Origin of the sequence: Microbacterium sp. PRC9, assembly GCF_031844125.1 — a bacterium.
Classification (GTDB): Bacteria; Actinomycetota; Actinomycetes; order Actinomycetales; family Microbacteriaceae; genus Microbacterium.
In genome coordinates, this window is sequence record NZ_JAUZUR010000008.1 from 61685 (window position 1) to 87125 (window position 25441).

The following is a 25441-nucleotide window of genomic DNA, read 5'->3' on the forward strand; positions in this document are numbered from 1 at the left end:
CGTCAGCCTCCCAGGTACGCGCGGCGGATCTCGTCCATGCCCTTGAGCTCCGCGGTCGAGCCGGTCAGGGCGTTGCGTCCCGTCTCGAGCACGGTCGCGCTGTCGACGAGGGTGAAGGCCAGGTTGGCGTTCTGCTCGACCACGACCATCGCGATGCCGGACTCCGTGCGCAGCCGCCCGATCGCCTGGTACACCGCCTTCGCGGTGCTGGGCGCGAGACCGAGGGATGCCTCGTCGAGGAGCAGCAGGCGCGGTCGGGCCATGATCGCCCGTGCGATGGCGAGCATCTGCTGCTCACCGCCCGACAGGGCCGACCCGTTGGAGCGGATGCGGTCCTTCAGCTGCGGGAAGAGGTCGAGGCAGTAGTCCACGTCGGCGCGGATGGCCTTCGCGTCCTTGCGGCGGTAGGCGCCCACTCGCAGGTTCTCGCGCACCGTGAGGTCGGACAGCGTGCCGCGCCCCTCGGGCACGTGCGCGATGCCGAGCGCCGCGACCTGGTCGGGGCGGAGGCCATGGAGATCCTTGCCGTCGAAGCGGATCGTGCCGGTGGAGCGCACCGTGCCCGACACCGCGCGCAGCGTGGTGGTCTTGCCCGCACCGTTCGCCCCGAGGATGCCGACGGCACCGCCGTCGGGCACGCTGAGCGACACGCCCTCGAGCACCTGCACGCGCCCGTAGAAGGCCCGCACGTCGGCGAGCTCAAGCAGCGTCATCGACCGCGTCCTTCCCGAGATAGGCCTCGATGACCCGAGGGTCGGCCTGCGCGTCGGCCGCCGAGCCCTCCATCAGCTTGCGGCCGTGGTCGAGCACGACCACGCGATCGGTGAGCGCCGAGATGAGGCCCATGTTGTGCTCGACGATGACGACCGTGATGTCGTCGTCACGCACGCGCCGCACGGTCTCGATGAGCTGCTCGACCTCCGAGTGCGGGAGTCCCGCCGCCGGCTCGTCGAGAAGCAGCAGCCGCGGCTTCATGAGCAGGGCGCGGCACAGCTCGACGCCCTTGTGCAGTCCGTGCGACAGCTCGTCGGCACGCGTCTTCGCGGCCCATCCGAGGCCGTGGCCCTCGAGCAGGTCGAGCGCCTCCTGACGCAGTGCCTTCTCGGAGCGGGTCGTCCGGGGCAGGCGCAGCGACCACTCCGCAGGTCCACCCGGCAGGCGGCTGTGCGCGCCGAGCAGCACGTTCTCGAGCACGGTCTCGCGCAGCTGCAGGGCGGGATGCTGGAACGTGCGCGCCAGGCCGTGCCGGGCAAGGGTCGCGGGCGGAGAGCCGAGCACCTCGTCGTCGTCGATCGTGATCGAGCCGGCGCTCGGGCGGTAATGGCCGCTCACGCAGTTGAAGAGCGAGGTCTTGCCGGCGCCGTTCGGCCCGACGAGCCCGAAGATCTGACCGGCCTCGACGGTGAAGGTCACATCCTCGAGCACGTTGACACCGCCGAAGTGGAGGCTCACGTCACGGACTGCGAGCCGAGCGCCCATGGCCCCACCTTTCGCGTCATCGCGTCGTCGTGGTCGATCCGGGAGTCGAGTCTCCCCGTGCTTGGGAAACTACGGATTCGCGGCGAGATTGTCAACGATTTTGGTGCGAAGTTCCGCGACCGTGACCTTCGACACGATGCTGGCGCGCGGTGCACGGGGGTGCAGCATCCGTTTCCGTTCAACGGAATCACCCGTTCGGGTCGGCCCGGAGCGCTCTTACGCTGACCGCAGCTTCCGCAACCGAAGAAGGAGGGTCGACGATGACCACGATCACGGACACCAAGACCGAGTCGCTCGCCGAGGCGATCGATCGGGCCGGCAGCCCCGTGGAGCTGCTGCGCAACCAGAACTGGCCGGCGTTCACGTTCCCGGTGGCGCCGGAGTTCACGAACTGGCGCGACGAGCAGCGCGCGTGGAACACGACGGTCGCGCTCATGGACCAGTCGCACCACATGACGCAGCTCTTCCTCCACGGCGCCGACCTCATTGCGCTCTTGAGCTCGATCTCGCCGAACACGTTCGCGACGTTCCGCCCGGGCGCCGCCAAGCAGCTCATCTCGGTCAACCAGGACGGCTATCTCATCGGCGACGGCATCCTCTTCTACAACTCCGAGGGGCCCGAGGGTCTGGTGCTGATCGGGCACCACATCCTCATCGACTGGGTGCGCTTCAACATCGAGAAGGCCGAGGCGCTCGGCAAGGACGTCCACTATCGCCTCGAGGCGAACTCGCACATGCGCCAGGGTCCGCCGACGTTCTACCGCTACGAGCTGCAGGGACCGCACGCCGACCTCGTGATGGAGAGGGTGTTCGGCGGGCCGCCGCCCGAGATCAAGTTCTTCCACATCGGCGACGTCACGATCGCCGGGCGCCCGGTCAAGGCGCTGCGCCACGGCATGGCCGGCCAGCCCGGCTTCGAGTTCTACGGACCGTGGGAGGACCACGAGGTCGTGCTCGAGGCCCTCATGGAGGCGGGTGAGGAGCACGGCATCCGCCGCGTCGGCGCGAAGGCGTACTCGTCGTCGCCGCTCGAGTCCGGCTGGGTGCCGACGCCGTTCCCCGCCGTCTTCGACGACGACTTCGCCGAGTACCGCGAGTGGCTGCCGGCAGCACGCATCGGCTCGGTGGGCGGCTCGCTGTACTCGACCGACATCCACGACTTCTACATGACGCCGTTCGACATCGGCCTCGGCCGGTCGGTGCGGTTCGACCACGACTTCCACGGGCGCGAGGCACTCGAGAAGCACGCCGAGAACCAGCGCCGCCGCAAGGTCACGCTGATCTGGGACGCCGACGACGTCGCCGCGGTCGTGCGCTCGCAGCTCGAGCCCGGCACCCCCGCCAAGTATCTCGACTTCCCCAAGGCGCGGTACGGGCTCTACCAGATGGACGAGATCCTGAAGGACGGCGAGCGCGTGGGGATCTCGACGGATGCCGGGTACGTGGCGTACGACCAGCTCTACATGTCGCTCGCGACCCTGGACGCCGGCATCCGCGACGGCGAAGAGGTCGAAGTGGTGTGGGGCGAGGACCCGATCTCGCGCAAGGACTCCGTTGAGGCCGAGCACCGCCAGGTGCGGATCCGCGCGACGGTCGCCCCTGCGCCGTACCACGACTACGCCCGGACCGTGTATCGCCAGAACGCTTCCTGAGTCACCCGGCCGGAGGGGGAGGTCGGCGCGAGCCGACCTCCCCCTCCGGCCCGACGGGTTCCGGCGCGGGTTAGCATGGCCGCGTCGTCGAGGAGGATGCTGTGGCACGAGGGTCGGCCGGAGAGTCGGTGCTTCACCGGCACCTGCGCGTGCTGGAGAGCTTCGATGCGTGGCATCCGTTCCTCACCCTGACGGAGATCGCCGACGCGTCGGGCATTCCGCCGTCGAGCGCGCACCGCCTCATCGCCGAGCTCGAGCACGAGGGGCTGCTCGAGCGCCTGCCGGATCGCACCTACCGCCTGGGAGTGCGACTGTGGGAGTTCGCGAGCCGCACGCCCGGCGCGGTCGGACTGCGCGAGATCGCCCGCCCGTGGCTGGGCGCGGTGCACGAGCGGGTGCGCCAGCACGCGCAGCTGGGCGTGCTGAGCGGACGCGACGTGCTCTTCATCGATCGGATGTCGACGCGCGACGCCGTCGTCAACGCGACGCTGATCGGGGGCCGCATCCCGCTGCACGCATCGTCGAGCGGGCTCGTGCTGCTGGCCTACGCCGATGCGGCGCTGGTCGCCGACGTCATCGCGGGCGGCCTGCGGAGGTACACCGACCATACGATCGGCACCGGCCCCGAACTGCGCGCGGCGCTGCGCCGGGTGCGGGAGGAGGGCTACGCCGTCGCCGAAGGGCACATCCACCCCGAGTCCCGCGGGATCGCCGTGCCGGTCACCGGGCCCGGCGGCACCGTGTACGCGGCGATCGGCGTCGTGGTGCCCAACGACGGCGGCTCGACGCACGCATACGCGGAGCTGCTGCGCCGCGCGGCCGCCGGGATCGCCCGCGACCTCGCCGTCGCGTACCGTCCGGACGTCGACGAGCGGACCCACGGCATCCGCTCGCTCGTGAGCGGGTCGCGCCGGTCGCTCGAGTACCTCGAGAGCCTCGACGCCGACCCGCACGAGATGGGCGAGCTTCCCGCTCTCGGCCCCGCGCCGGTGCCCTAGGGTCTGCAGCATGACGACGATCGCGGTCCTCGGTCTCGGCGAAGCCGGGCGCCGCTACGCGCGCGGCCTCGCGCACGCCGGGGCGGAGGTACGCGGCTTCGATCCCGCCCACGACCTCGGCGATCCCGACGTCCCGCAGTTCGCGACCCTCGCCGACGCCCTCGCCGGGGCCGACGTCGCCCTGAGCCTCGTGACCGGGCATGCCGCAGCATCCGTCGCCCGTGAAGCTCTTCCCCACGTGGCCGAGGGCGCCGTCTACGCCGACCTCAACACCGCCGCGCCCGAGCTCAAGCAGCGCATCGCACGGCTCGCCGCCGACCGCGGGCTCGCGATGGCCGACGTCGCGGTGCTGGCGCCCGTGGTGCGCGCGGGCCACCGCACGCCGCTGCTCGCGAGCGGACCCGGAGCCCGCGAGTTCGCCGCCCGGGTCGGCCCGTTCGAGGTGCCGGTCGACGTGGTCGACGGCGACGCCGGCGAGGCCGCCCGCCTGCGGCTGCTGCGGAGCGTGTTCATGAAGGGCCTCGCGGCGCTCGTGCTCGAGGGGCTCGGCGCGTCGCGCGCCGTGGGCGCCGAGGACTGGCTGCGCGCGCAGATGGCCCAGGAGCTGGGCCCAGACGGCGCGGCCCTGATCGACCGCCTCGTCGACGGCTCGATCACCCACGCGGTGCGCCGCGAGCACGAGGTGCGCGCGGCCCTCGCCGCGCTGGAGGCGTCGGGGCAGCCCGCCGACATGACCCGCGCGACCCTCGCCTGGTTCGAGCGGCTCGTCGCCGAGCGCGACCACGACTGACGACGAGACCGCGCCGCTTCAGGTGGCGGGGCCGCGGAATCGCCGCGCGCACTCCGCGTGTCGCGACCCCGAACGGACGCCGCACCGCCGCCCCAGGGCTAGACCACCGCGGCCGCGGTGCGCCAGCCGCCGTGGTACTCCTGGCGGGCGGTCACGGCGTACGGCACCGGGCTGACAACGGCGCGCACGGCGAGCTGCTCGTGCGGCTCGACGGTGGTCTTGCGCGAGCCGCCGTCGGGCTCGCCCCACACCACGCGCACCTCGGCGCCGATCGGCACGTCGCGGTCGACGGTCGCGAGCGAGAGGCCGCGCTTCTCGTTCGCCGTGACGCCGGTGAAGAGCGACAGACCGACGGTGTCGCCGTCGGCGTCGATCACGGTGTCGTAGTTCGACGAGCCGTAGTTCGCGTTCGGCAGGTCGAAGAACTGATACCCGGGGCCCTCGCGGTCGATGACGCTCGTGAGGAGCTTGCTGAGGTCCTCGTCGTTCCACGCGAGAGTGACCTTCTTGCGCTGCGTCTCGGGGTCGATCTGCTCGAGGGCGTCGCGGCCGATGAAGTCGTGGTCGAACTTCACGAACGAGCCGTAGCCCAGGTCCCACGGGTTGAGGTAATAGTCCTCGATGTCATCCGACACGAAGGAGCCGGCGAGGGCGTTGATGGCCTCGTAGCTGTTCGCCGGCAGCCACTCGCGGTAGCGGCGCTCGATGTCGCCGCCGGTGTAGATCGCGGGCAGCGGCGAGGGGATCCAGCCCGACTCGAGCGTGTTCGACGAGTACGCGCGCGAACCGCACGGCTCGAGGCCGAACTCGCGGCCCGCCTCGAGCACGGCGTCGCGGATGCGGCCGTGCTCGGAGTACGGGCCCCAGATCTCGAGGCCCGGCGCTCCGGCCATGCCGTGGCGGAGCGTGCGCACCTGCTGCCCCGCGATCTCGAGCTCGCCCATGTGGAAGAACCGCACCTGCTCGACCTCGCGGCCGGCGAGCTTCTCGATGATGGGCCACGCGTTCGGGCCCTGGATCTGGAAGCGGTAGAACTCGCGGGTGACCGCCTCGCCGTACGGGCGCGACGGCGAGCGGTCGTCGTAGCGGGTCTCGACGTCGTAGCCGCCGGTCTCGGCGTGGAACTGCAGCCAGTTCGCGCCGGGTGCGCGACCGACGTAGACGTACTCATCTTCCGAGAGGTGGAACAGGATGCCGTCGCCGATGACGCCGCCGGTCGACGAGGTCGGCACGAACTGCTTCGCCGTGTTCACCGGGAAGTTCGCGAACGAGTTGATGCCGGTGTCGGAGAGCAGTCTCAGCGCGTCCGGGCCGGTCATGAAGAAGTTCACCATGTGGTGCGTCTGGTCGTAGAGCACAGCGGTCTCGCGCCAGGCCTTCTGCTCGCGCCGCCAGTTGGTGAACTCGGCAGGCACCACCGGGTAGATGTACGTGCCCAGCTGCGAGTTGCGGAGCATGTCGACGACGCTCCCCTGTTCCTCCATGAGCTCCTGCAGATTGCTCGCCATGCCTGTCTCGACTTCCTCGTCCAGTGGTTCGTTCCGGGTGACCTGACCGCGATGGTACGCGGCGGCTATACCTACATCCAGAGGTATTTGGTCGCCACGATTGTAGACAATTTGTTGACCATTTCGCCACGGGTATGGTTCGCTGGCCCCATGACAGACACCGCCGTCGACACGCTCCTCGTCGTCAGCGCCCACGCCGGCGACTTCGTGTGGCGGGCGGGCGGCGCGATCGCCGCCGCGGCCCTCCGCGGCGAACGCGCGGTGGTCGCATGCCTGTCGTACGGTGAGCGCGGCGAGTCGGCCAGCCAGTGGCTCGACGGCAAGTCGCTCGACGAGATCAAGCGCATCCGGCGGGGCGAAGCCGAGGCCGCAGCATCCGCTCTCGGTGCCGAGGTCGAGTTCCTCGACCTCGGTGACTACCCGCTGGTCGAGTCGCGCGAGGCCGTCTCGCGCCTGGTCGATCTGTACCGGCGCGTGCAGCCCACGGTCGTGCTCACGCACACCCTGCGCGACCCGTACAACGGCGACCACCCGGCCGCGGCGCGCATGGCGCTCGAGGCACGCGTGCTCGCGCAGGCCATCGGCGTCGCGAACTCCGACGGCAGCTACCCCGGCAAGGACGACATCATCGGGGCCCCGCCGGTGTTCTTCTTCGAGCCGCACCAGCCCGAGCAGTGCGACTTCACCCCGGATGTGCTCCTCGACATCACCGAGGCGTTCGCACGCAAGCGCGCCGCGATGGAGTGCCTGCCCGCCCAGAAGCACATGTGGTCGTACTACACCGACCTCGCGGTCCGCCGCGGCGTGCAGCTCAAGCGCAACGCGGGCCCGAACCTCGGCCTTCACCACGAGACCATGGGCGAGGCCTACATGCGGCACTTCCCGCAGGTCACCTCGGTGCTGTCGTGAGCGGGGTGCGTCCGCTATGAAGCCCGTCATCGTCACCGACATCGCGAGGACGGATGCTGCGACCGCCCGCGCGCTCGGATCCCACGGCGTCGCGACGGTGCACGAGGCGATGGGTCGCACGGGACTCGTGGGTCCCGGCATCCGTCCCATCCAGGACGACGTGCGCATCGCCGGAACCGCCGTCACGGTGCTGAGCCACCCCGGCGACAATCTCATGATCCACGCGGCCGTCGAACAGTGTCGCGAGGGCGACGTGCTCGTGGTGACCACGACGTCGCCGTCGGTGGACGGCGCGTTCGGCGAGCTGTTCGCCACGGCTCTGCAGGCCCGCGGCGTGCGCGGACTCGTCACGACGACCGGCGTCAGAGATGTCGCGGAGCTGCGCGAGATGGGCTTCCCGGTGTGGTCGGCGGCCGTGTTCGCGCAGGGCACCGTGAAGGCGACGCCCGGCTCGGTGAACGTGCCCGTCACCGTCGGCGGCGTCACGGTGCGCCCGGGCGACGTGATCGTCGCGGACGACGACGGCGTGCTGTGCGTGCCCCGGCGGGACGCGGCGGGTGCCCTCGCCGCCGCCGACGCGCGCATCGCGAAGGAGGCGGCCGACCGCTCCGCGTACCGCAGCGGCGAGCTGAGCCTCGACCGCAAAGGGCTGCGCCCCCTCCTCGCCGAGCTCGGCATCGAGTACATGACGCAGGCGGAGTACGAGGCGCGCGGCGATGGCGGCGCCTGACCCCGTGCGCGACGGCGTCCGCTGCATGCTCATGCGCGGCGGCACGTCGAAGGGCGCGTACTTCCTTGCGGCAGACCTGCCGTCCGATCCTGGCGCGCGCGACGACCTGCTGCTGCGGATCATGGGCTCACCCGACCCCCGGCAGATCGACGGCATCGGCGGCGCGCACCCTCTCACCAGCAAGGTCGCGATCGTGTCGCCGTCGACCGCCGAGGGCGTGGACGTCGACTACCTGTTCCTGCAGGTCGGCGTCGACACGGCGACGGTCGCCGACGCCCAGACCTGCGGCAACCTGCTCGCCGGCATCGGTCCCTTCGCCGTCGAGCGCGGCCTCGTCGCGGCGACAGGCGCGCGCACGACGGTGCGCATCCGGCTCCTCAACACCGGCGACACCGCGACCGCTGTCTTCCCCACGGCCGACGGCCGGCCCGACTACGACGGCGATGCGGCCATCGACGGCGTCCCGGGCACGGCATCCGCCATCGAGCTCGAAGTCGGGGGCGGCGACGACAAGCCCCTCCTCCCGACCGGCAACCCCGCCGACGACCTGGACGGCGTCACCGCGACCCTCATCGACAACGGCATGCCGGTCGTGCTTCTGCGCGCGGCCGACCTCGGTGTCGACGGCTCCGAGTCGCCGGCGGCGCTCGAAGGCGATGCCGACCTGGCCGCGCGCCTCGAGCGCCTGCGGCTCGCCGCCGGTCCGCGCATGGGCCTGGGCGACGTGTCGGCGCAGACGGTGCCGAAGATGATCCTGCTGTCGCCGGCGCGGGCGGAGGGAGCGATCTCGACCCGCGCCTTCATCCCGTCGCGCGTGCACACGGCGATCGGCGTGCTGATGGCAGCATCCGTCGCCGCCGCTCTGCGGATCCCCGGCGCGGTGGGGCACGACATCGCGGGCCACCTCGGCGAGGAGGACACCGCGATCGAACACCCGAGCGGCACCTTCCCGTCGCGCGTGCGCGTCACACAGGACGACGGCGGCGCCTGGCGCGCGACCTCCTTCTCGCTGCGCACCGCCCGCAAGCTCTTCGACGGCACGGTCTTTCCGAGGCCGCGCCGGTGAACCACGTCAGAGAGGACGCCTCATGACCGCCGACACGTCGTTCGACGTCGCCCACCTCGCCCATGTCGAGCTGCTGACGCCCACCCCCGCCGAGAGCCGCTGGTTCTTCGAGGATCTGCTGGCGATGCGCGTCGTCGCCGAGGACGGCGACGCGGTCTATCTGCGCACGTGGGACGAGTACCAGCTCTATACGATCAAGCTCACGGCATCGGATGCTGCGGGCGTGGGCCGCACGTCGTTCCGGGCATCGTCCCCGCAGGCGCTGGAGCGGCGCGTCGCCGCCATCGAGGCTGCCGGGCTCGGCGTCGGGTGGACCGACGGCGACGTGGGCTGCGGGCCGACCTACGGGTTCACCGACCCCGACGGTCACGCGATGTCGATCTTCTATGAGGCCGAGCGGTACCAGGCCGGCGACGACGACCGGCCGGCGCTGAAGAACCAGGCCTCCCGCTTCCCCGGCCGGGGCGTCAACGCGCGCCGCCTCGACCACATCAACTACCTCGCGAAGGACGTCGAGGCGAACGGGGCGTTCCTGCGCGACGCCCTCGGCATGCGCGAGTCCGAGCGCATCCGGCTCGACAGCGGCAGGTTCGCGGCGTGGTGGTTCCACTTCTCGCTCAAGTCGTACGACGTCGTCTACTCCGACGACTGGACCCGCCACGGCAACCGCCTGCACCACATCGCGTTCGCCCCCGACACGCGGGAGGACATCCTCAAGGCCGCCGACATCTTCCTCGAGAACGGCATCCACATCGAGTCAGGGCCTCACAAGCACGCGATCAACCAGACGTTCTTCCTCTACGTCTGGGAGCCCGGCGGCAACCGCATCGAGTTCGCGAACGCCGGCGCCCGCCTGCTGCTGGACCCCGACCAGCCCGTCGTCGAGTGGACCGAGGCCGAGCGCCGCAAGGGCCAGGCCTGGGGCATGAAGACGATCGAGACCTTCCACACCCACGGCACCCCCGTGGTCGACGCCCCGGGCAACTGAGCCCACCGTCGCACCGTCGCGAGAGGTTCTTCCCGGGTTTGGGGCGCAGATTCTCCGTTGGGGCGGAGTATCTGCGCCCCAACGGACGGACTGCGCCCCGAACCTCTCACAGAGGCGGGGCCGGGACGGGCCGGATCAGCGCCAGACGTCGGCGGCGATGTCGACGACCTCGCGCACCTTGGCCCACTGCTCGTCCTCGGTGAGGACGTTGCCCTCCTCGGTCGAGGCGAAGCCGCACTGGGGGCTGAGGGCGAGCTGCTCGAGGGGAGCGAACGCCGCTGCTTCGTCGATGCGGTGCTTCACAGCATCCACGTTCTCCAGCTCGCCGCTCTTCGACGTGATGAGCCCGAGCACCACCGTCTTGTCGCCCTCCGGCAGGAACCGCAGCGGCTCGAAGCCGCCGGCGCGCTCGCTGTCGTACTCGAGGAAGTAGCCGTCGTACGCGGTGTTGCCGAGCAGCTGCTCGGCGACCGGCTCGTACCCGCCGGACGAGATCCACGTCGAGCGGAAGTTGCCGCGGCAGACGTGCGTGGTGATCGTGAGGTCGTCGGGTTTGCCGTCGAGGATGCGGTTCAGGATGCCGGAGTAGCGCTCGGCGATGCCGTCGGTCTCGATGCCGCGCTCGCGCGCCTTCTCGAGCTCGACCTCCGAGCAGAGGTACGCCCACGCGGTGTCGTCGAACTGCAGGTAGCGGGCACCGGCGTCGTAGAACGCGGCGACCGCGTCACGGTACGCCTGCACGAGGTCGTCGACGATGTCGTCGCGGCTGTCGTAACCCGAACCCTCGAGGTGCCCCGGCTCGAGGCGGAAGTCGAGCACCGTGGGCGCCGGGATGCTGAACTTCGGCACCGCGCCGGTGGTGCGCTCGAGCAGGCTCTTGAGCGAGCGGAAGTGGTCGAGGAACGGGTGCGTGTCGCTGAAGCCGATCTTGCCCGAGATCTCGATGCCGCGCGGCTTGGTCTGCACGCCCTGGAACTGGATGCCGTGGTCGAGCTCGACGATCTCGACGCCGTCGAGCAGGCCGAAGAAGTCGAAGTGCCACCACGAGCGGCGGAACTCGCCGTCCGTCGCGAGCTTCAGGCCGGCGTCGGCCTCGCGCACGACGAGCTCGGCGATCGCCGTCTCCTCCGCGACGCGCAGCGCATCAGCGTCGATCTGACCGGAGGCGAACCGGCGACGGGCCTCGGCGAGCTCAGCGGGACGGAGGAAGCTGCCGACGATGTCGGCGCGGAACGGCGGTGTTGACACCCTCGCGAGCGTAGCCGATCCCTCCCGGCATAGGTACTCACTCGTCACCCGGCGTCATCCCCGCCCCCGCCGCGTCGCGCGACCCCGCCGCCACGCGACCCCACCCCGCCGCGTGAAACGACAGTCGGCGGACGAGACCCTGGGTGAACCCCATGGTCTCGTCTGCAGGCTGTCGTCTCACCGAATGCCCGGTCCGCCGGGGGAACCGCCGACGGCGAGGCACACCGGTCTAGAACACGTACTCCATGAGGTCGGTGCCGAGGATGCGGAACGCCTCGTGCGCGCGCAGCCGGTGCGAGATCGACAGGTCGTCGAAGCACACGATGAGCGCGTACGACACTCCGGCGCGGGGGCCCGCCAGCACACCCGCCTCGACACGGATGCCGGCATCCCGGCCGGTCTTGTTGATGAAGAGCAGCCCGTGCTCGTCGTTCTCGTGCGAGAACGGGTCGAGTCCGGTGGCGGATGCCACGAGCGACAGGTCGTGGTTGAGGCTCAGCCACTCCGCCACCTGGGCACTCACGCTCGGCGAGACGACCTGCGAGTTCACCAGGGCGGCGAACACCTCGGCCAGCTCGCGCGCGGAGCCGAGGGCGAAGTGCGGGGCGTCGTCGGGCCCGCGCTCGTCGCGGAAGCGGTCGAGCAGCGCCGAGCGGGCGAGTCCGAGCTCCTCGATGCGAGCGCGCACGGCCGGGATGCCCACACGCGTCAGCAGGGCATTGGCCGCGAGCGCGTCGCCGGTCGACGCGGTGAGCACGGCGAGGTCGATGAGGGGCAGGGCGGGCGCCTTGAGATGCTGCCACACTCCCCCGACGCCGACCGGCTCGATGTGCGCGCGGTCGATGATCTCGAGCGGCTCGAGGCGCCCCGACTCGAACGCGGCGGCGACCTCGATGAGCAGCGGCACGACGCCGAGCCCGGCGACGGGCAGCGTCACGAAGTCGTCGCCCGACAGGACGGAGGTCCCCCGGTCGAGGTCGGTGATGCGCACCGAGATCTTGGCCCCGGATGCGGCGAGATCGTCGAGCGCCTTCAGCGTCGACGTGAACGAACGACGACCGGCCGCTGCCCTCTTCGGCAGCCGCCTACCGGTGCTCCGCCCTGCCCCCCGCAGCGACTCGGCATCCTTTTTGGGCTCCATGCCCACGGAGTTTCCCTCCCCTTGACGTTGTTGCGGGGTGATCGGGCCGCACGCGGCCCGGCCGTCACCAGATGGTGACGCGCTGATCCTCGTCGAGCCAGAGAGCATCCGACTCGGTCACACCGAACGCGTCGTAGAACGCGTCGATGTTGCGCACGATCTGGTTGCACCGGAACTCGTTGGGCGAGTGCGGGTCGATCGTGAGCAGACGGATGGTCTCAGCATCCCGTCCCTTCTGCTGCCAGATCTGTCCCCAGCTCAGCAGCAGTCGCTGGATGCCCGTGAAGCCGTCGAGCTCCGGGGCTTCGGCATCGCCCAGCGACAGGGCGTAGGCCTTGATCGCGATGCCGAGTCCGCCCAGGTCGCCGATGTTCTCGCCGATGGTGAGCGCGCCGTTGACGTTGTTGTCTTCGGCGAGCCCCTGCGGCACGAGGGCGTCGTACTGGGCGATGAGGTTCTTGGTGCGCTCCTCGAAGGCGGCGCGGTCGTCGTCGGTCCACCAGTCGCGCAGCGACCCGTCCCCGTCGAAGCGGCTGCCCTGGTCGTCGAAGCCGTGGCCGATCTCGTGGCCGATGACCGCGCCGATGCCGCCGTAGTTGGCGGCGGCGTCGCGCTCGACGTCGAAGAACGGGTACTGCAGGATCGCCGCCGGGAACACGATCTCGTTCATCAGCGGGTTGTAGTACGCGTTGACGGTCTGCGGCGTCATGAACCACTCGTCGCGGTCGATGGGCTGGCCGACCTTGGCGAGCTGGCGGTCGTGCTCCCACACGTGGGCACGGCGGACGTTGCCGATGAGGTCGTCGCTCGCGATCTCGAGGGTGGAGTAGTCCTTCCACTTCACCGGGTACCCGATCTTCGGGGTGAACGCGTCGAGCTTCGCGAGCGCCCGCTCGCGGGTGGAGGGGCTCATCCACTCCAGCTCGGCGATCGACTGCCGGTACGCCTCGATGAGGTTGGCGACGAGTTCGTCCATCGCCTCCTTGGCTGCGGGCGGGAAGTGGCGCTCGACGTAGACGCGGCCGATGGCCTCGCCCATGGCGGCCTCGGTGAGGCTGACTCCGCGCTTCCAGCGCTCGCGGTTCACCGGGACGCCCGTCAGCTGCGTGCCGTAGAACCCGAAGTTCTCGGCGACGAACTCCTCCGACAGGAACGGGGCGCCGGAGTGCACGACCGCGAAGCGCAGCCACGCCTTCCAGTCCTCGAGGCGGTCCTCGACGAGGAGGGCGCCGAGGCCCTCGAAGAAGCTCGGCTGGTAGACGTTGATCTCGGCGAACGCGTCGGCGTGGTCGGGGGCCGCGCCCTCGCGCCACGGCGTCAGGTCGACGCCGACGAGCTCCTGGACCTCGTCCCACGTCTTGAGGTTGTACGTCTTGACCGCGTCGCGGCTCGAGACGTTGTCCCAGTGGTGGGTGGCGAGTTCCGTCTCGATCGCGACGATGCGATCTGCGGATGCCTCGGCCTCGGCCACGCCCGCGAGCTCGAGGATGCGCTGCACGTGGGTCCGGAACGCGATGCGCGTCTCCTGGAAGTTGTCGAGGCGGTAGTAGCTCTCGTCGGGCAGCGACAGGCCGCCCTGGATGAAGAACGGCACGTAGCGCTCGGGGTTGCCCGGGTCGGGCTCGAAGTAGAGGTGGATGAGGGCGGCGATGCCGTCGCGCTCGAACTCGCCGATCGTGCGCAGGAACCCGGGGATGTCTTCGATCGCCTCGACGCGGGCCAGCGAGTCCGCCAGCGGGGCCGCACCCTGCGCCTCGATGCGCTCGGTGTCCATGAAGCTCGTGTAGAGGTCGCCGATCTTGCGGGCCTCGGTGCCGGGCTCGGCCTGCTGCGACTCCTCGACGATCGCGTGCACGTCCTTCTCGGCCTGCTCCGCGATGAGGTGGAACGAGCCCCACCGCGCCTTGTCCTCCGGGATCTCGGTCCGCTCGAGCCAGCTGCCGTTGACGTGGCGGAACAGATCGTCCTGGGGGCGGATCTCGGCGCTGAGTTCCTCGAGCGCGAGACCGGAGCGGGGGGCATCGGTCATGCGTTCCAGGGTAGTCGCCCGAAGCCTGGACAACTCTCGGGAGCGGCCGGATCGCCGCTCGTGACGACATTGTGATGAAGCCTGCTCGCTCCTCAGTTGAGGACTGTTGCCGAGTTGCGGATGCAACGGCGAGGATCGGCCCGCATCCCGGCTCTCGTCCTCAATTGAGGATCGACGGATGCTGCGCCCCGGCGTCGGCGCCGCCTCCTAGGCTCGAGGGGTGACGACCGACACCCTGAACCGCGACATCCTGCGGCTCGCGGTGCCGGCGCTCGGCGCCCTGATCGCAGAGCCGCTGTTCCTCATCGTCGATTCGGCGCTCGTCGGTCATCTCGGCGTCGTGCCGCTCGCCGGGCTCGGCATCGCGTCTGCCGTGCTGCAGACGATCGTCGGGCTCATGGTGTTCCTCGCCTACTCGACGACGCCCGCCGTCGCGCGCCGGTTCGGCGCCGGCGACCCGTCCCGTGCGGTGTCGGTCGGCATCGACGGCATCTGGCTCGCGCTCGGCCTCGGAGCGGTGCTCGCGCTCGTCGGCTACGTCGCGACGCCGCTGCTCGTCGGTCTGTTCGGCGCGACGCCGGAGGTCGCCCAGCAGGCCGAGATCTACCTCGGCATCTCGATGTGGGGCCTTCCCGCGATGCTCGTCGTGTTCGCCGCGACCGGTCTCCTGCGCGGAATGCAGGACACCGTGACGCCGCTGTGGATCGCCGGACTCGGCTTCGCCGCGAACGCCCTGCTCAACTGGCTCTTCATCTACGGCTTCGGGTGGGGCATCGCGGGCTCCGCGATCGGCACCGTCGTCGCGCAGTGGGGCATGGTCGCCGCGTACGCGGTCGTCGTCGGGAGGCTCGCGCGGCGGCACGAGGCATCCATCCGCCCTCAGCGCGAGGGTGTGCGCGGCTCTGCGCGTTCCGGCGGCTGGCTGTTCCTGCGGACCGTGTCGCTGCGGTTCGCGCTGCTGGCGACGGTCGCCGTCGCGACCGGGCTCGGCACGGTCGAGCTCGCCGGCTGGCAGGTCGCCTTCACGATCTTCTCGACGGCAGCCTTCGCGCTCGACGCGCTCGCGATCGCCGCGCAGGCGCTCATCGGCAAGGGTCTCGGTGCCGAAGACACGCCGCTCGTTCGCCGCGTGCTCGGCCGCACCGTCGCGTGGGGTGCCTGGTTCGGCGTGATCACGGGTGCGATCATCGGGGCGCTGTCGGGCGTCATCGGGCTGGCGTTCACGGGCGACGCCGGCATCGCCACCCTCGTCCAGCCCGCGCTCATCGTGCTCGCGATCGCCCAGCCGGTGTGCGGAGTCGTGTTCGTGCTCGACGGCGTGCTCATCGGCGCCGGCGATGCGAAGTACCTCGCGATCGTCGGCGTGCTGAACCTCGTGCCCTTCGTCCCCGCGCTCGCGCTCGTCGCGTGGCTGCATCCCGTCGGGGCGGCCGGGCTCGCGTGGCTCGCGGTGGCGTTCTTCGGCGTGTACATGCTCGCCCGGCTCGTCACCCTCGGCTGGCGCGTGCGCGGCTCGGCCTGGCTGTCCGTCGAGGCCTGACGCCCGGTTCCGCGCACCGACGTATCACCCCCGCTGCCGACCGCTCCTGAGTCACATGGCGTCCATCCGCGGCCGCCGGAAGGAGCCTCCCGTGTCCGGCACCGGAACATTCGCGTTCACCGTCCACCCTCGTGCGCGTCTGCGCGAGGACCTCGCTCGCGCATGGCGGCCGCTGGGACTGGTGCCGGAGTCCGTCTACGACGCCGCGCTGCGGCGCCTGCCGCTGCCGCCGATCACGATGGCCGGCGTGCAGATCGGCGGCGAGCGCGTCGGCCACGTCGTGCTGGTCCCCTTCGGCGCACGCCATCTGCTCTCCGACGTCGAGGGCGGCCGGCGGCGCGTGACCCGCGCGGTCGACCGTGGCGCCGCACTCGGCGCAGACGTCGTGGGGCTCGGCGCGCTCACCGCGACGGTGACGGCCGGCGGAGCCACCCTGCGCGGACGCTCCGACATCGGGGTGACGAACGGCAACGCGTTCACGGCGGCGATCGTCGAGGACCAGATCCGGATGCTGCTCCCCCACGTCTCGGCACGCACGACGCGTCCGCACATCGCGATCGTGGGCGCCAGCGGCAGCGTGGGCAGCGCGGTCACGAAGCTGCTCGCCCGCGACCCCGCGGAGGCACGTCTGACGCTGATCGCCCGCACCGCACCGCGCCTGGAAGCGCTCGCGGCGTCGGTCGCCGGCGACGTCGATGTCACGGTCGCGCTCTCGATCGATGCGGTCCAGGGCGCCGACCTGGTCGTGCTCCTCACCGCCTCGGCCGACACGATCCTCGGCCCCGACAACCTCGCGCCCGGCGCGACCGTGCTCGACGCGACCCAGCCGCGCAACACGTCGCCCGCCCTCGCCACCGCGCGGCCCGATGTGCTCGTCGTCGACGGCGGCATCGTCTCGATCCCGAGCCTGCGGCTCACGGGTGGCGAGATCGGCCTGCCTGACGGCCGCTCCTACGCCTGCTTCGCCGAGACGGCGATCCTCGCCCTCACCGGTCACCGCGGCCACTTCTCGATCGGCAACCCCACGCTCGAGCAGATCGACGGCATCCGTGCTCGGGCCGCCCGACTCGCACATCTCGGCTTCCGCGCGGCCGCCCCGACGAGCTTCGGCGCACCGGTGGCGCTCGAGCGACGCGCGACGGTGATCGCATGACCCGCGTGGTGCTGCTGGGCGGGGGCTACGTCACCCTCCACGCTTACGCGACCCTCGCGCGTCGTGCCGGGCGACGACTGCGGCGCGGCGACCTCGAGATCGTGGTCATCTCGGCCGACACCGCGCACCGCTTCCACGGCTTCACCGGCGAACTGTTGGCGGGGATGATCGACCGCGACCGCGTGGCCACGCCGCTGGCCGAGGCGCTGCCGCTCGCCCGCATCATCGAGGGCCGTGCGGTGCGCATCGACGCCGCGGGCCGGTCGGTGTCGTACCGGCACCACGACGACGGCGACGTCGAGACGCTGGCCTACGACCATCTCGTGGTCGGCACCGGAGCGAGAGAGCCGGTCGCCGAGGTCCCCGGGCTCGCAGAGTACGGCTACGCCCTGCGCGGCCCGGACGAGATCGCCGAACTCGCGGACCACCTCGCGGGTGTTCCCGGATCGCCGGTCGTCGTCGCCGGCGGCGGGATCGCGGGCGTCGAGCTGGCGGCGGCCATCGCCGACCGCGGACATCCCGTCACCCTCGTGCACTCCCGCGGTCGCCTCGTCGGCGAGTGGTCCGATCAGCCACGGCTGGCGGCTCGCGCCGCGCGGGAACTCGAACGACTCGGGGTGCGGGTGGTGACCGGCGTTCGGCTCACCGAGGTCACGCCGACCGCGGCGCGGTTCTCCGACGGCTCGGCCCTCCCGACGGCGACGGTCGTCGCCACGACCGGCCAGCGTCCCGTGCGCATCCCCGGGCTCGACCCCTGGCGCGACGAACGCGGTCGCCTGCGCACGCAGCCGACGCTCGCGGTCCGGTACGGCGTGTGGGCGGCGGGCGACGGCGCGCGGGTCGAGCATCCCGTCACAGGCGAGCCCGTGCCCGCCAACGCGCTGTGGGCGATGAAGGGCGGCGACCACATCGGCCGCGCGATCGCAGGGCGACTGAGCGGACGGACGGCGGGGCGCTTCACCTACCGCGGGCTCGGGCGCGCGGCCTCGTTCGGCTTCGGTCGCGGCATCTCGGAGTTGTACGGGGTGCCGTTCACCGGAACACTCGCGTGGATCCTGCGCCTCGTGTTCTTCCTCCGCTTCATGCCGTCGCGTTCGCGGGCAGCGGGCGTCGTGGCGGACCTCTCACGCTTCGCGTTCACGCCGCGTCGGCACGCCGTGACGACCCCGCCTCAGCCCGTCTCCGGACTGACGACGTCTCCCGCCTGAGGCCCGGGCTCACGCCCAGCGGCGGCACCACTCGTACATGACGACGGCCGCGGCGGCGCTCGCGTTGATCGAGCGGGTCGAACCGTACTGCTCGATCTGGACGGTTCCGGATGCTGCCGCCAGCGCCTCGGGCGACAGCCCGGGTCCTTCCTGGCCGAACAGCAGCACGCACGCCTCGGGCAGGTCGGCGGCCGGCAGCGGCAGCGACCCCTCGACGTTGTCGATCGCGATCACGGGCAGGGACGCGGCATCCGCCCACGCGGTGAACGCCTCGACGGTCTCGTGATGGCGCACGTGCTGGTAGCGGTCGGTCACCATGGCCCCGCGGCGGTTCCAGCGGCGCTTGCCGATGATGTGCACCTCGGCGGCGAGGAACGCGTTGGCGCTGCGCACGATCGAGCCGATGTTCATGTCGTGCTGCCAGTTCTCGATCGCGACGTGGAACGCATGGCGGCGCGTGTCGAGGTCGGCGACGATGGCGTCCATCGTCCAGTACCGATAAGGGTCGACGACGTTGCGGGCGTCGCCGTTCGCGAGCAGCTCGCGGTCGTACCGCGGATCGTCGGGCCACGCGTCCGGACCACCCGGCCACGGCCCCACGCCGACCGGCAGCGTCGGCTCGGCGGGCTCGGCGCTCTGCTCGGGCGGGTTCACCGGCCCAGGCTATCCCGCGCTGCGGTTCGCAACGCAGGACCGGACGCCCGCAGCGAGCGCCATGGCGCCGTCACGCGGCATCCATCCTGAATCGCGAACCCTTCTCGGCGATCAGGGGTGCGGCGGCCGTCGCGGACGTGCCGACGGACGGCTCGCACGGCGTGTGGCCGACCGATCTCGTCTCACTGCGTGGTTCGGCTCGACTCGGAAAGCGCACGCCGGTCATACTGGGAAAGACCGTACGACCGGGGGGCCAGTTGTTCGACGATCAGAAGCGTCAGCGCGCCATCGAAGCACTCGGGGTGCTGGACACCCCACCGGATGAACGCGTCGACCGCGTCGCCCGGCTGGCTCAGGAGATGTTCGGCGTCCCCATGGTGAGCGTCACGCTCATGGACGGCGACCGGCAGTTCCGCAAGGCGCAGATCGGTCTCGGCGGCCACGAGGCGCCGCGCGCCGACTCCTTCTGCGACCTCACGATCCGGCAGGAGGGGACGCTGGTGGTCGAGGATGCCACCACCGACGACACGTTCGCCGAGAACCCTTTCGTGGTCGGCGATCCGCACCTGCGGTTCTACGCCGGGCATCCGCTGCGAGCGCCGGGCGGAGAGCAGGTCGGCACGCTGTGCATCGTCGACACCGAGCCGCGCACCCTCGACGATCGCGGCAGGGAGCTGCTGCGCGAACTCGCCCTGTGGGTGCAGGCCGAGATCATGGACAGGGGCGAGCTGGACTACGCGTCCGTCGTCCAGCGCGCGATGCTCCCCGCGCGCACGCCCGAGGTGCCGGGCTACACGCTCGCCGCCGCGGCTGCTCCGGCGGGGCATCTGCTCGGCGACGTCTACGACTGGCAGGTCGTGGACGGGCGGCTGCGGGTCACCCTGGCCGATGTCATGGGCAAGGGTGCGGGGCCCGCGATCATCGCCTCCGCTGTGCGCGCTTCGCTGCGCACCGCCCCGGAGCGCCCGCTCACCCAGGCGGTGAGCGAGATCGACCGCATGCTCGAGGACGACATCGGCGGGTCGAACATCTTCGTGACCGCCGTCGCCGCCGACATCGACATCGCGTCCGGCAGGATGGCCTTCGTCGACGCGGGACACAGCCTCGCGTTCGTGCTGCGCGCCGGAGGGACGTGGGAGCCGCTGAGGTCGACGGGCCTGCCGCTGGGCATGGGATTCGACGAGACCCGCACGGCATCGGCGGCGCAGCTCGATCCGGGTGACGTGTTCATGGTCTGCAGCGACGGCCTGCTCGACGTGCTCGACGCCGACGACCCGTTCGGTCACGTGCACGACACGCTGCGCGATCTCGGCCCCGCCGGGGCCGTGCAGGAGGCGACGGCCCTCGCCGCGCGGCGCGGCGCGCCCGACGACGTCACGGTGCTCGTCGTGAGGAGGGATGCGTGAGCGCACGCTTCGTCTGGATCCGCATCCTGGCGCTGCTGTCGGTGCTGCTCGGCGTCAACTACATCGTCTGGCGCTGGCTCGACTCGGTGAACTGGGCGGCGTGGTGGATCGCGGTGCCGCTGGTGATCGCCGAGACTTACAGCCTCATCGACACCTTCCTGTTCTCGGCGACGATGTGGCGCGCCCGCGAGCGCCCGGCCCCGACCTCGCCTCCCGAGGGCACGGTCGACGTGCTCATCACGACATACAACGAGCCCGTCGACATGGTGATCGCGACCGCCCGGGCTGCGAAGTCCATCGCCTACCCGCACGAGACGTGGATCCTCGACGACGGTGCGCGACCCGACATGGCCGCCGCGGCCCGCCGGCTCGGCGTCGGCTACATCACGCGCTCCGCCGACTGGGCCGGCAAGCCGCGGCACGCGAAGGCCGGCAACCTCAACAATGCGCTCTTCCAGACGGAGGGCGAGTTCCTCCTGATCCTCGACGCCGACCAGGTGCCCGATCCGCTCATCCTCCACCGCACCCTCGGCTACTTCGCCGACGACCCTGAGGTCGCCCTCGTCCAGACCCCGCAGTGGTTCGTCAACGTCGATGACGCGGATCCGCTCGGCAGTCAGGCGCCGCTGTTCTACGGCCCCATCCAGCAAGGCAAGGACGGCTGGAACGCGGCGTTCTTCTGCGGCTCGAACGCCGTGCTGCGCCGCGACGCACTCATGCAGCTGGGCATCGTCGGGTACGTCCGCAGCCTCGAGCAGTCCACGGCGCGCACGCTGAAGGCCTCCGAGTCGCTGCTCGCCCACGCGGCGCGCGACCGCGACGCCGATCCCGCCGTGCGTCAGCAGCTGCGGGTGCTGCGCAGCGAGGTCACGCAGGCCCGCGCCCGGCTCGACGAGGGCGAGCCGATCGCGGATGTCACCTACCGCGTGCAATCCGCTGTCGACACGGCCTCGCGGGAGCTGGTGCGAGGCGACCTGTCGCGCATGCGCGCCGATCTCGCGTCGATCGGCGAGCTGCCGGTCCAGCGCGATGCCGAGCTCGACGCGATCGTCATCGACGACGCGGGCCTGGACGCCCTCGCCGCGCGCGAGCTGTCGCCGCTCGGCGCCATCGACTCGGTGTCGGCACTGCTCGACGCGCTCCGCGTGGACCGCCCCGACGAGGCGCAGCCCGTGCAGCCGATGGCCACGATCTCGGTCACCGAGGACATGGCGACGGCGATGCAGCTGCACTCGCTCGGCTGGAAGAGCGTCTACCACCACGAGATCCTGGCGCACGGGCTCGCCCCGGAGGACCTGCGCACGATGCTCACGCAGCGACTGCGCTGGGCGCAGGGCACCCTCCAGGTGATGCTGCGCGACAACCCGCTCGCGAAGAAGGGCCTGTCGGCGGGCCAGCGGCTGATGTACTTCGCGACGATGTGGAGCTACCTGTCGGGATTCACCGCGATCGTCTATCTCGCGGCGCCGGTCATCTACCTCGTCTTCGGAGTGATGCCGGTCACCGCGTGGAGCGTCGACTTCTTCGCGCGCTTCCTTCCGTACTTCATCATCAACCAGATCCTGTTCCTCGTCGTGGCGAAGGGCATCAAGACGTGGCGCGGCCAGCAGTACGCGCTGGCGCTCTTCCCGGTGTGGATCAAGGCATGCACGTCGGCGTTCTCGAACGTCGTGCTGAAGCGCCCCCTCGGCTTCGCCGTCACCAGAAAGGACGGCCGCGACGAGTCCGGCCCGCCGTGGCGCGAGATCTGGCCGCAGCTGACGGCGATCGTGGTGCTCGCGCTCGCCCTCGTGCTCGGCCTGTCACGCCTGGCGGTCGGAACCGCCGACGGCACGGGCACGCTCGTCAACACGGTGTGGGTGATCTATGACCTGGCCGTGCTGAGCGTCATCGTCCAGGCCGCCCTGTACCGCGGGCCCGCGCGGCCCGTCCCCGAGCCCGAGGAGGCAGCGTGAATCTGATCGTGACACCCGGCGAGGCGTTCGCCGTCGTCCGGCCCGAGGGCCGGCTGACCGCGACCTCCGTGCCCCGGCTCAAGAAGGCGGTGGACGACCTCGTCGGCGGCGGCAGCACGCGCATCGTGGTCGACCTGTCGGGCACCGAGTTCGTCGACTCGTCCGGGCTCGGCGCGCTCATCGGCGGCCTCAAGTCGGCCCGGCTCGCCGGCGGCGACCTGCGCATCGCCGCCGCCACCGAGCCGGTGCGCCGCGTGCTCAAGCTCACCAACCTCGACCGCGTGCTGCGCGATCACCCGACGCCGGAGTCGGCGTTCGATGGCGACTGAGCCGACGATCCGCCTCGAAGGCGTGGCCGACGACGCGCTCGTCGACCGCGTGCACGATGCCCTCGACGAGCTGCTCCGCCGCTTCCCGGACGTCGGCGACGAGGACGCGATGCTGTTCCGCCTCGCGGTCAGCGAAGTCGCCACGAATGTCGCCGAGCACGCCCTCGCGCGGGAGCCCGTCCACGTGACCGTCGAACTGGAGGCCGACGCCGACGCACTCTCGGCGGTCTTCACCGACACCGCCGAGCCCGCCCTCATCGACCTCGGCTCGGTCTCGATGCCGGGCTCCGACGCCGAGTCCGGACGAGGGCTCGCGATCGCCCTCGCCACCCTCGACGAACTCGTCCACGAGACCGAGCGCGGCAACGTCTGGCGGCTGCGCCGCCTGCGCCGCGACTGACCCGCACCCCGAAACAGGGGACTCTCACCGAGACGCAGGACCGCGTCCCCGGTCTCAGCCGAGTTCCCTCGTCTCGCCGGCTGACTGTGCCGTCGCAGTCTTTTCGGTGCGCCGAAAACAGGGTATGTTTTCGGCATGCCGAAAACTGCCGAGGATGTCAGCACGCCGACGCCGCTCCTGAGCCGACGCCTGTCGATGCCGCGCCTCGCATGGCTGATCGGCCCGGCGCTCGTGGCCGGGGTGGCGTACCTCGACCCCGGCAACGTCGCGAGCAACATGACGGCGGGCGCCCGGTACGGGTACCTGCTGGTGTGGGTCGTGGTGCTCGGCAACGTGATGGCCTGGCTCATCCAGTACCTGTCGGCCAAGCTCGGCATCGTCACCGGCCGCAGCCTCCCCGAGACCCTGGGCCACCGCATCGGCAACCGCTGGGGCCGCCGCGCGTACTGGCTGCAGGCCGAGCTCGTCGCGATGGCGACCGACATCGCCGAGGTGATCGGCGGCGCCGTGGCTCTCAACCTCCTCTTCGGCGTCCCGTTGCTGTGGGGCGGCGCGATCACCGGCGCGGTGTCGATCGCGCTCCTGCTCATCCAGTCGCGGCGGGGTCCGCGCACGTTCGAGTTCGTCGTGATCGGCCTGCTCGCCATCATCGCGATCGGGTTCTCGTTCGGCGTTTTCGTCGCCCCGCCCGACGGCGCGAGCGTGGTGGCGGGCCTGGTGCCGCGCTTCGAAGGCACCGACTCGGTGCTGCTGGCGGCGTCGATCCTCGGCGCAACGATCATGCCGCACGCCATCTACGCGCACAGCGCCCTGGCGCGCGACCGCTTCGCCCCGGCGCCGGCCGGCGGGGCGCTCGGCGGCGACCGACTGATGCCGCGCGGCTCCCGCGCTGCCGACGCCCCGATCGGGGCCCCGGCAGACCCGACGCTGGCCGAGCTGCGCGGCATCCCCACCCGTCGCCTCCTGCGCGCGACCAAATGGGACGTCACCATCGCGATGCTGATCGCGGGCACCGTGAACCTCTGCATCCTGCTGCTCGCGGCGGCGAATCTGGCCGGCGTCCCCGGCACCGACTCGCTCGAGGGTGCGTACGCCGCGCTGTACGCGGGCCTCGGGCCGCTCGTCGCCACGCTGTTCGCCGTCGGCCTTCTGGCCAGCGGCCTGGCCAGCACGTCGGTCGGCGCATACGCCGGCGCCGAGATCATGCACGGCCTGCTGCACATCCGCGTGCCGCTGCTCGCCCGCCGGCTGGTCACGCTGATCCCCGCACTCGCGATCCTCGCGATCGGCTTCGACCCGACGGTCGCCCTCGTGCTGAGCCAGGTGGTGCTGTCGTTCGGCATCCCGTTCGCGCTCATCCCCCTGGTCGCGCTCACCGCCAACCGCGAGGTGCTCGGCGGGTACCGCAACCGCGTGTGGACGACGATCGCGGGGATCGCAGCATCCGTGTTCCTCATCGCCCTCAACGGCGTGCTGCTGTACCTGGTGCTGACGGGCGCGTGAAAGGCCGCCCGGTACCCTGAAACCGTGGCCTCCCCTGCGATCGACGACTACCTGAAGACGATCTACCACCACACCGAGTGGCAGGACGACCGCATCACGCCGTCGCAGCTGGCCGCTGAGCTCGGCCTCGCACCGTCGAGCGTCACCGAGATGGTCCAGAAGCTCGCCGCCCAGGGTCTCGTCACGCATCGCCCGTACGGGCCCATCGCGCTCTCCGAAAAGGGTGAGCTCCGCGCGGCGGCGATCATCCGCCGTCACCGCCTGATCGAGACGTGGCTCGTGAGCGAGTTCGGCTACGCGTGGGACGAGGTGCACGACGAGGCGGAGGTGCTCGAGCACGCGATCAGCGACCGGCTGCTCGAGGGCATCGACGAGCGGCTCGGCAGGCCGCGCTTCGACCCGCACGGTGACGCGATCCCGGATGCTGCGGGCCAGGTCCACCGCGAACCCTTCGTGCTGCTCGCCACCGCGCCGGTCGGACACGTGGGCCGCGTGCTGCGCGTGAGCGACCGCGACCCGGAGCTGCTGCGGGCCGTCGAGTCGGCCGGCGTGGCTGTCGGCGCGACCGTGACGGTGACGGATGCTGCGACCCTGCGTTTAACGATGGGTGAGGGCATCGGGACCGCGTCGGTGTCGCTTCCCGACGCCGCTGCCGACGCCGTCTGGCTCAGCGCCTGACGCGAGTGTCGGCCGGGGTCGCGGCATGCGTGTCCCGACACAGAATCGGAGATTCACGACGACACGCCGGGGACGGG

General features: G+C 71.1%; 23 protein-coding genes. 16 read left to right on the forward strand and 7 right to left on the reverse strand.

Annotated elements, in window-relative coordinates; translation table 11 throughout:
- Positions 1–2: 2 nt before the first annotated feature.
- Together Q9R33_RS17590 and Q9R33_RS17595 are read right to left on the reverse strand one after the other, a co-directional pair.
- The gene (locus Q9R33_RS17590) at positions 3–713 is read right to left on the reverse strand and encodes an ABC transporter ATP-binding protein (protein WP_310243741.1); all 711 of its coding nucleotides are present in this window, start codon (positions 711–713) and stop codon (positions 3–5) included.
- Complete coding sequence (locus tag Q9R33_RS17595) at positions 700–1479, reverse strand: ABC transporter ATP-binding protein (RefSeq protein WP_056366168.1); 780 nt, start codon at positions 1477–1479, stop codon at positions 700–702. The genes Q9R33_RS17590 and Q9R33_RS17595 overlap by 14 nt, the downstream gene beginning before the upstream one ends.
- A 260-nt stretch (positions 1480–1739) precedes the next feature.
- Here Q9R33_RS17595 and Q9R33_RS17600 point away from each other — a divergent pair, with 260 nt between their 5' ends.
- The 3 genes from Q9R33_RS17600 (at position 1740) to Q9R33_RS17610 (ending at position 4919) form a co-directional block, all read left to right on the forward strand.
- Positions 1740–3131: an aminomethyl transferase family protein gene (locus Q9R33_RS17600; protein WP_311294553.1), complete on the forward strand. Its 1392-nt coding sequence runs from the start codon at positions 1740–1742 to the stop codon at positions 3129–3131.
- Between the two features lie 101 nt (positions 3132–3232).
- A complete protein-coding gene (locus Q9R33_RS17605) occupies positions 3233–4129 on the forward strand; it encodes an IclR family transcriptional regulator (protein WP_082496812.1) in 897 nt (298 codons plus the stop codon).
- Between the two features lie 10 nt (positions 4130–4139).
- A complete protein-coding gene (locus Q9R33_RS17610; protein ID WP_056366159.1) occupies positions 4140–4919 on the forward strand; it encodes a DUF1932 domain-containing protein in 780 nt (259 codons plus the stop codon).
- Between the two features lie 98 nt (positions 4920–5017).
- On the opposite strand, the gene Q9R33_RS17615 is transcribed toward Q9R33_RS17610, so the two are convergent.
- On the reverse strand, positions 5018–6427 hold the full coding sequence (locus Q9R33_RS17615) for an aminomethyl transferase family protein (RefSeq protein ID WP_311294554.1): 1410 nt from the start codon (positions 6425–6427) through the stop codon (positions 5018–5020).
- A gap of 150 nt (positions 6428–6577) precedes the next feature.
- On the opposite strand from Q9R33_RS17615, the gene Q9R33_RS17620 reads away from it, so the two are divergent.
- From Q9R33_RS17620 to Q9R33_RS17635, 4 genes are read left to right on the forward strand one after another with little or no spacing between them, the layout of a single operon-like run.
- Positions 6578–7336, forward strand: a complete 759-nt coding sequence (locus tag Q9R33_RS17620; protein WP_056366152.1) for a PIG-L deacetylase family protein — start codon at positions 6578–6580, stop codon at positions 7334–7336.
- A 16-nt stretch (positions 7337–7352) separates the two neighbouring features.
- Complete coding sequence (locus Q9R33_RS17625) at positions 7353–8066, forward strand: 4-carboxy-4-hydroxy-2-oxoadipate aldolase/oxaloacetate decarboxylase (RefSeq protein WP_311294555.1); 714 nt, start codon at positions 7353–7355, stop codon at positions 8064–8066.
- Positions 8053–9132 (forward strand): 4-oxalomesaconate tautomerase, encoded by a 1080-nt coding sequence (locus Q9R33_RS17630; RefSeq protein ID WP_311294556.1) that lies wholly within the window; start codon positions 8053–8055, stop codon positions 9130–9132. The genes Q9R33_RS17625 and Q9R33_RS17630 overlap by 14 nt, the downstream gene beginning before the upstream one ends.
- Before the next feature lie 22 nt (positions 9133–9154).
- Positions 9155–10120, forward strand: a complete 966-nt coding sequence (locus tag Q9R33_RS17635) for a VOC family protein (RefSeq protein WP_310243755.1) — start codon at positions 9155–9157, stop codon at positions 10118–10120.
- Between the two features lie 135 nt (positions 10121–10255).
- Here Q9R33_RS17635 and Q9R33_RS17640 read toward each other — a convergent pair whose 3' ends face one another.
- The 3 genes from Q9R33_RS17640 to Q9R33_RS17650 form a co-directional block, all read right to left on the reverse strand.
- Entirely contained in the window at positions 10256–11368 is a 1113-nt protein-coding gene (locus Q9R33_RS17640) for a 5-methyltetrahydropteroyltriglutamate--homocysteine S-methyltransferase (RefSeq protein ID WP_311294557.1), read from the reverse strand.
- Between the two features lie 229 nt (positions 11369–11597).
- Entirely contained in the window at positions 11598–12509 is a 912-nt protein-coding gene (locus Q9R33_RS17645) for a serine hydrolase (RefSeq protein ID WP_056366135.1), read from the reverse strand.
- Between the two features lie 64 nt (positions 12510–12573).
- The gene (locus tag Q9R33_RS17650) at positions 12574–14538 is read right to left on the reverse strand and encodes a M13-type metalloendopeptidase (RefSeq protein WP_311294558.1); all 1965 of its coding nucleotides are present in this window, start codon (positions 14536–14538) and stop codon (positions 12574–12576) included.
- A gap of 220 nt (positions 14539–14758) precedes the next feature.
- Here Q9R33_RS17650 and Q9R33_RS17655 point away from each other — a divergent pair, with 220 nt between their 5' ends.
- The 3 genes from Q9R33_RS17655 (at position 14759) to Q9R33_RS17665 (ending at position 18439) form a co-directional block, all read left to right on the forward strand.
- Positions 14759–16078, forward strand: coding sequence for an MATE family efflux transporter (locus Q9R33_RS17655; RefSeq protein ID WP_311294559.1), 1320 nt, complete (start codon positions 14759–14761; stop codon positions 16076–16078).
- A 91-nt stretch (positions 16079–16169) separates the two neighbouring features.
- Positions 16170–17231, forward strand: coding sequence for a semialdehyde dehydrogenase (locus Q9R33_RS17660; RefSeq protein WP_311294560.1), 1062 nt, complete (start codon positions 16170–16172; stop codon positions 17229–17231).
- Positions 17228–18439, forward strand: coding sequence for an FAD-dependent oxidoreductase (locus Q9R33_RS17665; RefSeq protein WP_311294561.1), 1212 nt, complete (start codon positions 17228–17230; stop codon positions 18437–18439). Before Q9R33_RS17660 ends, Q9R33_RS17665 begins: the two co-directional genes overlap by 4 nt.
- Before the next feature lie 9 nt (positions 18440–18448).
- Here the strand turns inward: Q9R33_RS17665 and Q9R33_RS17670 are convergent, their stop codons facing one another.
- Positions 18449–19093, reverse strand: coding sequence for an RNA methyltransferase (locus tag Q9R33_RS17670; protein WP_056366120.1), 645 nt, complete (start codon positions 19091–19093; stop codon positions 18449–18451).
- Positions 19094–19350: 257 nt separating this feature from the next.
- Between Q9R33_RS17670 and Q9R33_RS17675 the strand changes: the two genes are divergently transcribed.
- The 6 genes from Q9R33_RS17675 (at position 19351) to Q9R33_RS17700 (ending at position 25364) form a co-directional block, all read left to right on the forward strand.
- Positions 19351–20499, forward strand: a complete 1149-nt coding sequence (locus Q9R33_RS17675; protein ID WP_157549360.1) for a PP2C family protein-serine/threonine phosphatase — start codon at positions 19351–19353, stop codon at positions 20497–20499.
- On the forward strand, positions 20496–22454 hold the full coding sequence (locus Q9R33_RS17680) for a glycosyltransferase family 2 protein (protein WP_311294562.1): 1959 nt from the start codon (positions 20496–20498) through the stop codon (positions 22452–22454). The genes Q9R33_RS17675 and Q9R33_RS17680 overlap by 4 nt, the downstream gene beginning before the upstream one ends.
- Entirely contained in the window at positions 22451–22783 is a 333-nt protein-coding gene (locus tag Q9R33_RS17685; RefSeq protein ID WP_056366114.1) for an STAS domain-containing protein, read from the forward strand. Before Q9R33_RS17680 ends, Q9R33_RS17685 begins: the two co-directional genes overlap by 4 nt.
- A complete protein-coding gene (locus Q9R33_RS17690; RefSeq protein ID WP_310243775.1) occupies positions 22773–23183 on the forward strand; it encodes an ATP-binding protein in 411 nt (136 codons plus the stop codon). The genes Q9R33_RS17685 and Q9R33_RS17690 overlap by 11 nt, the downstream gene beginning before the upstream one ends.
- A 195-nt stretch (positions 23184–23378) precedes the next feature.
- Complete coding sequence (locus Q9R33_RS17695) at positions 23379–24686, forward strand: Nramp family divalent metal transporter (protein WP_056366767.1); 1308 nt, start codon at positions 23379–23381, stop codon at positions 24684–24686.
- A gap of 24 nt (positions 24687–24710) precedes the next feature.
- On the forward strand, positions 24711–25364 hold the full coding sequence (locus tag Q9R33_RS17700; protein ID WP_311294563.1) for a metal-dependent transcriptional regulator: 654 nt from the start codon (positions 24711–24713) through the stop codon (positions 25362–25364).
- The last annotated feature ends 77 nt before the right edge of the window (positions 25365–25441 follow it).